Annotated in this window: 10 protein-coding genes; 7 read left to right on the plus strand and 3 right to left on the minus strand. The window is 35.5% G+C overall.

What is annotated here, in order from left to right:
* Positions 1–89: 89 nt before the first annotated feature.
* The 3 genes from LEP1GSC049_RS0206015 to LEP1GSC049_RS214885 all read right to left on the minus strand — a co-directional run bounded on the left by LEP1GSC049_RS0206015 (position 90) and on the right by LEP1GSC049_RS214885 (position 3,317).
* Positions 90–440 (minus strand): hypothetical protein, encoded by a 351-nt coding sequence (locus LEP1GSC049_RS0206015; protein WP_025186049.1) that lies wholly within the window; start codon positions 438–440, stop codon positions 90–92.
* Between the two features lie 74 nt (positions 441–514).
* Positions 515–859 carry an Mpo1-like protein gene (locus tag LEP1GSC049_RS214890; protein ID WP_004751336.1) on the minus strand — a complete coding sequence of 115 codons (345 nt, stop codon included), beginning with the start codon at positions 857–859 and terminating at the stop codon, positions 515–517.
* A gap of 907 nt (positions 860–1,766) precedes the next feature.
* Positions 1,767–3,317 (minus strand): cryptochrome/DNA photolyase family protein, encoded by a 1,551-nt coding sequence (locus LEP1GSC049_RS214885; protein ID WP_016560767.1) that lies wholly within the window; start codon positions 3,315–3,317, stop codon positions 1,767–1,769.
* Between the two features lie 655 nt (positions 3,318–3,972).
* On the opposite strand from LEP1GSC049_RS214885, the gene LEP1GSC049_RS214880 reads away from it, so the two are divergent.
* The 7 genes from LEP1GSC049_RS214880 to LEP1GSC049_RS214850 all read left to right on the plus strand — a co-directional run bounded on the left by LEP1GSC049_RS214880 (position 3,973) and on the right by LEP1GSC049_RS214850 (position 12,950).
* Positions 3,973–4,599 (plus strand): YiiX family permuted papain-like enzyme, encoded by a 627-nt coding sequence (locus tag LEP1GSC049_RS214880; protein ID WP_004751320.1) that lies wholly within the window; start codon positions 3,973–3,975, stop codon positions 4,597–4,599.
* Between the two features lie 1,634 nt (positions 4,600–6,233).
* Positions 6,234–6,524, plus strand: a complete 291-nt coding sequence (gene groES / locus LEP1GSC049_RS214875) for a co-chaperone GroES (RefSeq protein ID WP_000146552.1) — start codon at positions 6,234–6,236, stop codon at positions 6,522–6,524.
* Between the two features lie 14 nt (positions 6,525–6,538).
* A complete protein-coding gene (gene groL / locus LEP1GSC049_RS214870; RefSeq protein WP_004751305.1) occupies positions 6,539–8,179 on the plus strand; it encodes a chaperonin GroEL in 1,641 nt (546 codons plus the stop codon).
* A 102-nt stretch (positions 8,180–8,281) separates the two neighbouring features.
* Positions 8,282–8,959, plus strand: coding sequence for an SIMPL domain-containing protein (locus LEP1GSC049_RS214865; protein ID WP_016560806.1), 678 nt, complete (start codon positions 8,282–8,284; stop codon positions 8,957–8,959).
* Between the two features lie 1,270 nt (positions 8,960–10,229).
* Positions 10,230–11,462, plus strand: a complete 1,233-nt coding sequence (locus LEP1GSC049_RS214860) for an ATP-grasp domain-containing protein (RefSeq protein WP_004767973.1) — start codon at positions 10,230–10,232, stop codon at positions 11,460–11,462.
* A complete protein-coding gene (locus tag LEP1GSC049_RS214855) occupies positions 11,449–12,087 on the plus strand; it encodes a class I SAM-dependent methyltransferase (RefSeq protein WP_004751308.1) in 639 nt (212 codons plus the stop codon). Before LEP1GSC049_RS214860 ends, LEP1GSC049_RS214855 begins: the two co-directional genes overlap by 14 nt.
* The gene (locus LEP1GSC049_RS214850) at positions 12,063–12,950 is read left to right on the plus strand and encodes a class I SAM-dependent methyltransferase (RefSeq protein WP_004751353.1); all 888 of its coding nucleotides are present in this window, start codon (positions 12,063–12,065) and stop codon (positions 12,948–12,950) included. The genes LEP1GSC049_RS214855 and LEP1GSC049_RS214850 overlap by 25 nt, the downstream gene beginning before the upstream one ends.
* Position 12,951 lies beyond the last annotated feature (1 nt).

Consider the following 12,951-nt stretch of genomic DNA (forward strand, 5'->3'; position numbering starts at 1 on the left):
AAAAAACTTCTCCAAGACCTTCCTTAGAGTTGTTGAAAAATTAATTCTTGATCTGTTTGTATTGGATTGAATTGACAATTGAAGCAATTTTACGAATCTTCACTATGGAATTTTTCAACAACTCTATTATATTGAATGTTCTCCAATTGTATTTTTTCTTCAAACTTCGATCGATTCGAATACGCAATCGATTCCGATCTGACTCGAAACCAATTTCGGAAATCAATCGAAGGAAGATTTAGATTTTCAGAATGATGTCCTGTAATCCAAGATTGAAAATGATTTTGTGAAACTGGGATCTGTAATTTAAGAATTAGGGTTACTGTTTTATTTTTTTGATTTAAGATCCCAATAGACCAAATTCTGCTACAGGAATTGATCGTAAAAAAAAGGAATGGTAATAACACTAATAAAAACGAAAACTTTTTTCGATCTAACACGTAGAAACCCGCACAAAATCAGTTTTTTTTCAGCAAAAGGAAACCTATACTCTATATTTTATAAAATTAGAATATTATTTTTTTCTAATTTTTTCAAGTTCCTTTCCAATCTGCCCGGTAAGAATATAAAAATACATCACCCAATCTCCCATAAAAGATTTCAGCGGATAAGTAAAAGTAGCCGGACGGTTTTTCTCTACAAAAAAATGACCAATCCAAGCAAAAAAGTAACCGGAAAACAAAGCCGCAAAAATATAGAACGGATTGAGATTGATGATCGCGGTCAAAATCCATCCAATCGCAAACGAAGTTCCTATAAAATGAAGCGTGCGGTTAACTGGATGAGAATGTTCGCCTAAATAAAAAGGCCAAAATTCTTTAAAAGTAGTATATGTTTTAGGAGCGGTTTCGGTTGTCATAATCGTTCATCCTCTTTTTTATACGATTTTAACGACTCCGCTTTTAAAAATCAAGCATTTGAACGAATGATCAGAACCAAATCCTATCTTCTAAACAATCACTCGAGATCCATAAAATCGGAATCAAAAATCTTATCCATAAAAAACAACGTTTCAGAATGACTCACTTTATTTCAGAAAAAATAGATAGAAGCGAGACATTTTAGTTTGAAAGAAAGTTCTGCTTGAGTTCCCGTGTTTCAATTGCTTTTGCATTGGAACTCGCGTTAACCGATACTTTGGGATAAATATTTAGGTGATTGATTTGATAGAGATCAGCAAAAGCCATCTCAAAAATATCTTAGGATTCGGTATTTTAAACAAAGATAAAGTATTTTTGAAGTAGATTCCAACAACTATATAAAAAGTACCTAATATTTTGCACTACAACAAGGTTTTGTAATAAAAAATTACGGTGCTCAATTTTATAGAGATCAGTAAAATCAAATTTTAATCTTTTTGCAACCATCACAAAAATGAAAATACATATTATAAACCCAAAATACTCTATGTATTTTAAATTTTCAGTTTCTAAAAAAGAAATTCAATCATTTTCACTTTTATCTTTTCAATTACAAAATATATTCATAAAATGCAATCTTTAAATTGAATTCAACTGGAACAATCAATTATAATAAACTACACAATGAATTTATAAAATAAAGAGTTTAAACAAATGGAATAATTCGTAAACCTACTCAAATGGCACCAAAATTACGGGGATTTTTTCTAAAGATATAAAAGTCTTTACGAAATTGCTCCAAACCTAGAATTGTCAGATTTTTTAAAAGTATCTCATATTCTAAATTTTGAAACAAGCACAACATAGATCCTTTTCATTGGTCCGGATAGTAAAATTCAAAATATCTTATGTAGGAAAAAGTAACTGAGAATCGAGTGTATCATTTCTTTCTTCCAAAGATTGAACGTAATCTAAATACGTTTGAAGTTTGAATTTTTTCTTTGTCGAATCGGAAGACATAGTTCGAATGTTCCCAAAAACATTTCTTTCCGGAAACCAAGGACGATCAAACAAACCGAAACACCATAAAATTCCGTTATACGAATTTGGGTCTCTTCCATCGTATGCGTATTTATTATTAAATTCTTCTAAAATTTCAAAAGCAGTTTGATAGTCAGGAGACCACTCGATTACTTTTTTTCCCCAGAGCATTCTTAAATAATTTTGCATACAACCAGATAAAACCAATTCCTTTTGCGCGGAGTTCCAAATAACGTCATGCGTCTTTGAATTTTCCAATTGTTCTTTTGTATAAATATATGGACGAACGTCGTTTTTATGAAAATCTAAATTTTTCTGAATCCAATCCGGAAGAATGGAAAGGTCCTTTCTAAAAGAAGGTTTTTTCCAAAACATCAAAAAACCAACGTCCCTCCACGTTATGAGTTCATCTAAAAAAGAATTCACGTTCGGATCCGGATGAAAGTAACCTTCTTTTCTATTTTTATTTTCGGGAATGATAACTCCAGGGGTCCAAGGCCCATCTAAGTTCCAATTTAAAACCTCACTTACAATCTCTTCTTGAGAAATATGCCCGAAATGTAGATATGGAGATAAAAAAGAAGAATAAGATTCTTCCGGAGGTTTAGGATTACTTCTAAGTTCTGCATAACCGAACAAACCATGTTTTAAAAATTTTCGTAGAAGTCTTATCCCCTCTTCTCTACCTCCTTTTTTTCCAGGGGCTGGAAGAATATTCTGAAAATTAAAATTACAATTCTTGCATATTTCTGGAATTTGATCCACACCGCCTTCAAACCAAACAATTTTTTTTAAGGGAGAATTTGGATTTTTTTCGAGCCAAGAATTTTCTTTTTCTCGAAACGGTTTATGTGGCTTGTGAAAAGATCGAAACTTCCAAACCTCTGGAAATAATTTGTGGACTCTAGGCCGAAGGATTCTTGCCGCCGAAGCAAACTCTCCATAAAGAGTAAGTGGAATGATCGAATTGGAATCCACTACAAGAAATTTACATCTGATTTTTTTAGAAACTTGTTCCAATAATTCCGGAACGATATACGCAGGATAATCATCGGTGACCACCAACGCAGCCTCGGAGCTAATTTTTTCGAACACTTCTTCGATCGGATTTCCGTGAGTTTCTACAAATGCCCGATATGTAAGACCTAATCTTTGTGCCTCTTTTACGTTATACGACATTCCTTCTAAAATAAACTTGTGCAACCTAGGAGAACTCCAAGGATAATTCATCTTGAGAGGTTCATAGATCAACAGTTCTTTTTTATATTTTTGGGAAAGATGAATCGAATAATCCAGAGAATGATTCCAAGTAAGTCTTCTGGCCATAGACATCCAATAAAGGATATAAGGTTTTTTTTCTAAAATCGGATTTTGACCGAGCTCCCGCACACGAACTAGATTTTCTTTTTGAAACATGTTTTCCTTTTTAAAACGGACTTGATGGAGAGCAGATCTAAACGCCAAGTATTTAATAAAGTACGGTAGTTCCCAGAGAAATCGCCGTATTATATTTTACAGTTTTATAACATTCTTTTGTTATTCCAGTTTCTGGAATTCCCACATTTTTGTAAAACTAAAACATCTCTCTTATTGAACCTCAATAAAGATTGCTCGACAGATTTTGGAACAAATCCTGATAATGTAAAACCAGTTTATATACGTTGAGCGAAATTGAAGTTTTATAAATTTTATCTTTACAGTTTTTTCTTCTTTATAGAGTTAATGAGTTTTTCGAATATGATTCATATCCGATGAATTATTTTCGTTTATTAGGCAGAGGCAGTTTTTTAGTTTTATGGCAATAGCTGTGGCTCTCGATTTCAAAAGTATTTAGCCGGTAAAATAACTTCGGAAAATGTTATATATACTATTCGGATGCATAAAAATGGTACTAAAATTTAACGTGTAATTTTTTTAAAAATATAGATGTCCTCGCGAAATTGCGCCAGACCTTGACTTTTTGAAAGTATTTCATATTCTAAGTTTTGAAATAAGTACAGCATAGTATTCTTTTAATGTATTCAGTAATATCATTAAACGTAATTGATCAATTTTTTTTAAAGGTTAACTCATGTATAAAAAGTTAGGAATTTTTTTAATGTTTCTCGGTTCTTGGTGGACTATTCTGAAAGCAGAAGATTTAGATAATTTTAATATATCCGAAGGAGATATTATATTTCATGAATCGAATTCCGAACAAAGTAAAGCGATTCGATTAGCAACTCTATCACCTTATACCCACGCGGGCATTATTTTCAAATATGGAAACGAATATAAAGTTCTAGAAGCCGTAGAACCGGTAAAACTTACTCCCCTTTCCGCTTTTATTAAACGGGGAAAAAAGAATCATTATGTTATCAAACGCCTAAAAAATCGAGATAATATTCTCTCACAAAGTAAATTGGCTGAAATGAAAAGATACGGCGAGTCTTTTTTAGGAAAACATTACGACATATACTTTGGGTGGTCTGATGACCGCATTTATTGTACTGAGTTAATTTGGAAACTATATAATAAAGTGACTGGTAAAAGATTAGGCGAGTTAAAGACTTTAAAAGATTTTAATTTATCTTCTATGCAAGTACAATCACTAATGAAAAAGAGATATGGAAATAAGATTCCTTATTCAGAGCCCGTAATTTCTCCGGTTGACATGTTTGAATCTACAGAATTAGAAACAATTCTTAGTGCGAACTAAATTTCTTAACTAGGATTTTTCCGCAGTTTTTTACATCATAAGTTGTTCGGAGCTCGATGATATGATAGAACGTTATGCGAAATATATTCAAGAAGTGTTATAAATGCGTTTCATTATAATTTTGTTTGTCTCCGTATTTTTATTACCACAATTGTATTTCTACTTTAATGCAACTGCACTCTTAGTAGATCTACGTCGTTACGTATTTTTTTGTCGGAAAATCATTGCTTTAAATTCTCCTTATACGATTGTTCAACAACTAAGTTTGAGGCCCTCGGCCAGTCCTTTTCTTTGGAACTATTCCGACGAAAAACATTGACTCCTTCCATTCGGAGTTTTTTTTATTTTATCCATTCTTTGGAATTTACGAAATGAAATTTGCTCCAAGAGATTGTTTAGTATTTCGTGTATCCCATTTTAATTTGTTGGGGAAATTCTCCGGGCCTGTTTATCACTCCTCAAATTGTAGTGAGAAATCAGATTTCACTTCGTATTAGGGTTTAACGTCGGAGGTCTTTTTAAAACTTCTGCTTAAATAGATTTCACATTTCTAAAAATCGGGGTAATCACCAATCTCGTTTGTGTTCAATTTTTTGATCCGCTATCGAGAGAAAAAACTCTAAAAGCGTTTTTGTTTAAATAAAACGATTCTTAAAATGTGTGAGTTCCCACAAATTACGTCCCTTATAGACGGTCGTAACTACGAACATTCATTACTCAAGCACACCTCTTTAAAAAACGTAAATTGAATATAAGAAAATTAAAAAGAACTTATTTTACAGTGTAAGTTCCCACACTTTTGTATTAACCTTATTTTACCCAAAATCTGATTCAAAATGCAGTTTGTTTTCTTAATCTACTTTGGGTCGGAACTCCGCCATTTTTGGAAATTACTACTCGAGCGTATAAAAATAATACTCAAAATGAATGGGCGAATTCTACCAAAGATGCTGAAGTTCTCAAAAATCGAGTCGGCCCGGAATTGTTTAACTTTTTGCGGGAGATCCTACATTCTCAGTTTTTAAATAAATGCGAATTCAACATAACGCGAAAGGGATCGATGCGAGGAAACTTTCGCAAAACGCTCTTTCAAACTCAATGTCTTCTTCTATGGGTGCTCGAAATAACTCAAACCGTCTCACTCTCCATGGATCGTTCGACGAATCGTGTTTTGAAACTAAAACGATTGTTGTATTATGTTTCCTGTATTCAATTTGTTGACCAGAGCTAAAGAGCCGTGTCCGGCTTGCCTGTGACAAGCAAGATTCGCCCAGATCTTCTTACGTAGAACTCACGTTAAATAGAATTTATGAAATCGGAACATAAAAATTCTTCTAAAAGTATGAGTTCCTACATTTTTAAAATTATACGTAAAATCGGTGTTTGTGGTAGTTCCCACATTTAAAATTACTCTAGAAAACCCAGGTCCACGACAGGTTAGCTACTGATTCTTAAAATCGAGTAGCATAAATTTTTATTAAACTGATTTTAGACAGGCCTGATTCCTCTCCATCCATTTAGCACTCTCATAGTGAAAGTGCTTGACGCTTTCCAAGCGGTTTTTTTTAATGAAAAACTATATAAGCACTCTCATGAATATAGTGCTAATCTTATAAATTTTAAGGAGTCAGTCTATGGCATCGATTAAACCTCTGGGTGACAGAGTCCTCGTAGAACCAAGACAGGAAGCCGAGGAAAAGATCGGTAGCATTTTCGTTCCTGATACGGCAAAAGAAAAACCACAAGAAGGGAAAGTTGTCGAAATCGGTAGCGGCAAATATGAAGACGGGAAACTCATCCCTCTCGAAGTAAAAGTAGGCGATACAGTCCTTTACGGAAAGTATTCCGGAACTGAAATCAAATCAGAAGGCAAAGAATATCTAATCATCCGTGAAAGTGATATTCTGGCCGTAGTTAAAAAATAATCAGGAGTTAGATCATGGCGAAAGATATTGAATATAACGAAACGGCAAGACGTAAGCTCCTCGAAGGAGTGAACAAACTCGCAAACGCAGTCAAAGTTACTCTAGGGCCTAAGGGTCGTAATGTAGTAATCGATAAAAAATTCGGAGCACCGACCATTACTAAGGACGGCGTTACCGTTGCAAAAGAAATCGAGCTAGAAGATCCATTAGAAAATATGGGAGCTCAAATGGTAAAAGAAGTTTCCACTAAGACGAATGACGTCGCTGGAGACGGAACTACAACCGCAACCATTCTCGCCCAATCCATCATCAACGAAGGTCTGAAAAACGTAACCGCCGGTGCAAACCCTATGTCTCTCAAAAGAGGAATCGACAAAGCGGTTACTGCTGCTGTGGAAAGTATCCAAAAAAGAGCAGTTAAAATCGAAAACAAAAAAGACATTGCAAACGTAGCGAGTATTTCGGCTAACAACGATAATACGATTGGAAACCTAATTGCAGACGCAATGGACAAAGTTGGAAAAGACGGAGTGATCACCGTAGAAGAAGCAAAATCTATCGAAACCACCCTTGACGTTGTAGAAGGAATGCAGTTCGACAGAGGTTATATTTCTCCTTACATGGTAACTGACGCAGAGTCTATGGTTGCAACTCTAAATGATCCTTTCATTCTGATCTACGACAAGAAGATCTCTTCCATGAAGGATCTAATCCATATCTTAGAAAAAGTAGCTCAAGCCGGAAAACCTCTCGTGATCATCTCCGAAGAAGTAGAAGGAGAAGCACTCGCAACTATCGTTGTCAACACACTTAGAAAAACCATCTCTTGTGTTGCGGTGAAAGCCCCAGGTTTCGGAGATAGAAGAAAAGCGATGCTTGAAGACATTGCGATTCTAACCGGTGGACAAGTGATTTCCGAAGACTTAGGAATGAAACTAGAAAACACCACTCTTCAAATGTTGGGCCGTGCAAATAAAGTGACCGTTGATAAAGAAAATACTACGATCATCGAAGGCAAAGGCCAGACAAAAGAAATCCAAGGAAGAATCGGTCAGATCAAAAAACAAATCGAAGACACAACTTCCGAATATGATAGAGAAAAACTACAAGAAAGACTCGCTAAACTTGCGGGTGGTGTTGCCGTGATCCACGTAGGTGCAGCTACCGAAGTAGAAATGAAAGAGAAAAAAGCACGCGTAGAAGACGCTCTTTCTGCAACTCGCGCGGCTGTAGAAGAAGGGATCGTTCCAGGTGGTGGACTCACTCTTTTGAAAGCACAAGAAGCAGTAGGTTCTCTCAAACTGGATGGAGACGAAGCTACAGGAGCAAAAATCATTTTTAGAGCTTTGGAAGAACCGATTCGTATGATTACTTCAAACGCTGGTTTAGAAGGTTCCGTAATTGTGGAACACGCAAAGGCTAAAAAAGGAAACGAAGGATTTAACGCACTCACTATGGTTTGGGAAGATATGATCCAAGCCGGAGTTGTTGACCCTGCGAAAGTAGTTCGTTCCGCACTTCAAAATGCGGCTTCTATCGGTTCTATGATTTTAACCACAGAAGTTACGATCACAGATAAGCCAGATAAAGACGCTCCAAACCCGATGGCGGGAATGGGCGGAGGCGGTATGGGAGGAATGGGCGGAATGATGTAATTCATCCGAACTTTCTTTTCCAATCGCAAAAGGCGGCGGAGGTTTCCTCTTCCGCCTTTTTTTGTAGGCAACAAATCAAACTTAAAAAATCATTCACAAACTATGATCCGTCAAATTCTTATATTTTTATTGATTTTACTTACCACTTCGGGAATTTACTCCGAAAACAAACAACAAACGATCACCGTTTCCGGAAACGGCTCTGCGATCGTAGAAACCGACTACGTTCAAATCAATTTCTCCGTTGAAGTGGAAAATCCAGACCCTAAAGTTGCCCAAGAAAAAAATCTGGAAAGAGTGTCTAACGTTATAGAGGCTCTTTCTAAAAGATTCAAAATTTCTAATAAAGATATTTACAGCACTGATTACACTCTTCAGAGAGAATATCTACAAGAAGGAAAACAAAGACCTTATCTTGCATCTTCTGGAATTCTACTGAAACTCAGAGATCTCAAACTCTATAAGGATTTACTGTTGGAAATTCAAAAGTCAGGAGTCAATGCAGTCGGTGGAATTGAATTTAAGGCGGATTCCACTAAAAAACAAGAAAAAGAAGCCTTAACCTCCGCCTACGAAGACGCAAAAAACAAGGCTATAGTCCTGGCAAAATCAATCGGAAAAACAAACGTATCTGCAATCAAAATAGTAGAATCCGATTCTATACTTCAACCTCAAGAAGTTTACTTTATAACAGGAAAAGCAAACTCAAAACAATCTCCTATTTCAATCGGTGAAAGAACGATCCAGGCAAGAATCAGCGTTGAATTTGAAATTCAGTAAAATATTTTAATATTTTAACGTGAGTTCGACGTAATAAACCCATGATTCTGAAAAAAGTTGAAATCTAAATTTTATAGATCGATTCTTTAAATGTGGGAACTACTGCAAAACTTAGGTTTGTCTGTAAAATAATGTGGGAACTCTCACAAATCACGATTTTACGAACAAATTTTAAAGTTGTAGGAACTCATACTTTAGAAAAGTCTTTCTTACTCCCTTGCTCAGGTTAAAATGGGATTTAAATTTTGATGATGGTCGTAAAACAGCGTTTTTGTGCAAAAATCGGATGGACGATGATTCTTTTTGTATCCCAGTACGTAGTAGTTCCCACAATTCTCAAAGTTTAACTGGTATTTGTGAGAGTTCCCACAGATTCAATCGCATTACAAATTCTTAAATATTTATTTTTTTTATGGAAAAATCAGGTTTTTATAAAACGAATCTATTACGTCCTGCTTACATTAATTGAATAGAGTTGTTGAAAAATTAATTCTTGATCTGTTTGTATTGGATTGAATGGACAATTGAAGCAATTTTACGAATTTTCACTATGGAATTTTTCAACAACTCTAATGTTCTTTCCGTTTGATTTTCAAGTTCCGCGACAAATTACTTTTCTTTTATGAGTAAAAATAAAATTGAACAAAGTAAAAAATCCACAAAGAATTCGAATCCATCATTGGAAAGGTATCATATTCGAAAAAGACAAAATCTCCGATTGCTGAAATCATGAAACTTGTGTTAGGTGGAAGGTTGATTCTACACAAATGTTTTAAAGGAGAACCCTACTATCTACTATAAGCACATAAACAAACAAAGATACAAATCCGCTTGTTTTGAAATCTTAAACTCCGAAGGAATCTCGGGCGCAAACGATGGTTTTTTACTATTCGGACGCATGAAAATAGTACCAAGCTATTAACGGTCGAATTTACAAAAAAAATAGCAGTACTTAAAAAATACGCAAATTCGGGATTTACGGCATTTTAGAGCAGGGCCAAAATATTCAAATTTTTGAAACAATCTAACCAAAGTATTCTATTTAGTCGTCTGAGTATGAAACTACAGAGAAACGCTGAGGCAGGAAGACTATTTAAAAAAAGGTAACGATAAACACATTTATTTTTTCACATCCAGTTCGTATTCCTTACGAACGTGTTGACCCTATCCATATTTTTAAGTTATCTTTTGAGATCATTCTAATGATCTCTATTATATCCATCTTAAAAATCCTTTGACTTTCTTGCGTATCAACAAAAATCTACGGAAGATGAAAGATTACTTCCTTTCGATCGGCGCAGGACCCAATCAAATTCCTTTGATTTCGGCGGCGAATAGACTGGGTTACTCGGTAATTGCAGTGGATCAAAACGATCGTGCCCCCGGACTCAACATCTCCTCACTCAGAATCATGGAATCCGTTACCGAATATCGTAAAATTCTAAAAACGGTTTCCGAAATTCCCCTTCAAGGTAATATACTCGGAATAGGTACTCGTTCTTTTGGAAAAGCGACTTACACGGCTTCTTACATTGCGAACAAATTAAAGTTACGTTATGCAAGTCTTGAATGTGTGGAAATTTGCTCCAATAAAAATAAACTCAAAGAAGTCGCAAACAAAGTCGGAATTTTAACACCTCAAAACTACGATACAAACTCCAAACATCAATTCCCTTTTGTATATAAACCTTCCCGCGGAAACGGTAAAGAAGGAATTCGTACCTTTTACGATTTAAAAGAATGGGAAAACTTTCTCCAATCTAAAAAAAAGAATCCTAAACTGCCCAAAAAGAAAACAAAGACACATAACGTAATTCCAGAAGAATGGATCTCCGAAGAATTTATCCCTGGTTTTGAAATTACGGTCTGTGGACTTATTCAAAACAAAGAATTTTTTCCCGCATGTATTTCCTATAAGGACGTGACTAGTTACGCACCTTATTTAGAAATCGCTCATACTCTTCCATTTTTACATTCCGAATTGATTGGAGAAATTCTACTCAATTGTAGGGCTTTAATCGCAGCCACTAAAATGAACGATTGTCCTTTTGTTGCAGAATTCAGAATCAATCCACAAGGAGAAATCTATCTGATCGAGGCCGTTCCGGAAGTAGGAGGAGAATTTTTAGCGGACAATTTAATTCCGAATTATTTTGGTTCTTCTTATTTCGAGAATTTAGTAAAACTTCTTGTAGGAGAAAAAATTAAACCTTTCCCGAACTATTTTAAAATTCCCAATCAATACGCTGGAATTTTTTTCTCAGCTCCTCCAGAAGGAAAATCTAAACTAGTTGAACATTCCGAATTTCACACAAACGGAAAGGAAAAACTGATCTTCGATCTTAAGTTAAAACAACCGGAAGACATTTTAAAAACAAACGAAGGAAACGGAGTTCGTGTTAGAAGTATAGGAATCTTAGGCCCAGAAGAAAATCATCAAACCTTGACTCAATGGAAGGAGTCAGTTCTACAAAGACTGGAAGGTAAATTTGAATCCGTCTGAATCTTCTTCCCGTTCCGCCTGGAATTTTCATTATACTAGAACCAAGTCCAGACTCGGTTATCCCGACGAAAATCTGGTCAGAATGCTTTCCAAAATCGATTCCGATAAACAAGAAGAAAAAAAAGCCTTAGATTTCGGAACCGGTTCCGGTAGACATTGTGTTTTGTTAAACGAATTCGGTTATCAAGTTTACGCCACAGATTACACCGAAAATTCCATCAAAACGGTTCAAGAAACGTTTCCTTTCGTAAAAACATCGTTAGGTGGTGATCCCCCCTTCCCCTTTGAAGAAAACTTTTTCGATGTAATCGTAAGTTGGGGAGTTCTACACTATAATTCTGCCCAATCGGCTAAAAATATTCTCAAAGAAAAAATGAGAATTCTCAAGAAAGGAGGTTATCTCGCTGGTTCTGTTAGAGCGGTAGGAGACACCCATCTTCAAGCACGGGAAACCGTAGTCGGTACCGCGGATCTTAAAGGTGCCTATACTCGTTTTTATACATTAGAAGAATTGAAAGAAGATTTAAAAGGTTTCTCCCACTTAGACTTCGGTTATACAGAAAGAACCCCTCTGGGAAAATTGGAAGAAAGGATCTGTCATTGGATTTTTCTGGCAAAACTATAAACGAAACCTGTCCCTGTTGTCAAAAAAAAGACTGGAAATTTCTCTACAATTCAACATTTAAAAATTACAATATTCCAATTTACTTATGCTTAAGTTGTGGTCTACAAACTCAATATCCTAGACCGGAACCTTCCCAACTATACACGGAGGAATATTATTCCGGTAACGCTAATTTTTCGTACCGTGACGAAAGACAAACCGAAAAATTTGATCGATACGTTTGGAAAGCCAGAATTAAAAACATTCAAAAATTCAAATCAAATGGAGAATTTTTAGACGTAGGTTGTTCTTTTGGAGGTTTTTTAAACTGCGCCCAAGAAGCCGGTTTTCAAGTAACAGGAGTGGAAATCTCTTCTTATTCCGCGGAAGTCGCTAAGTCCAGAGGATTAAAGGTATATACGGGAGAATTTTTAGACGTTGATCTTCCTGAAAATTTTTTTGACGTGATTACTTTGGTAGAAGTGATAGAACACCTTTCTGATCCGGAACAAATTTTTGAAAAGTTAAATAGAATTCTCAAACCAGGAGGATTGTTACTAATACAAACTGCAAACTTTGAAGGTTGGCAAGCAATCGATGCAGGTGCAAACTATCACTACTACCTTCCTGGACATTTTTATTATTATTCGCAATCCAATCTGAAAAAAATTCTTGATCGTTTCGGTTTTAAAGATCCCATCACTTATCTCGGAGTGGATTTTTCTCTCTTCGCAAAATTACTTAAGTCCAGAGGAAGTTTCAAATCTTGGAATGAATATTGGAAATGGATTCGAATCAGTGTTTATCACTGGAAAAGCAAACTCAAAAAACAAAACAGACCTTTGACTTCATCTATGGTTCTGTACAGCTTCAAGGCGGACTGAA

The sequence above is a fragment of the Leptospira kirschneri serovar Cynopteri str. 3522 CT genome, from assembly GCF_000243695.2.
Lineage (GTDB): Bacteria > Spirochaetota > Leptospiria > Leptospirales > Leptospiraceae > Leptospira > Leptospira kirschneri.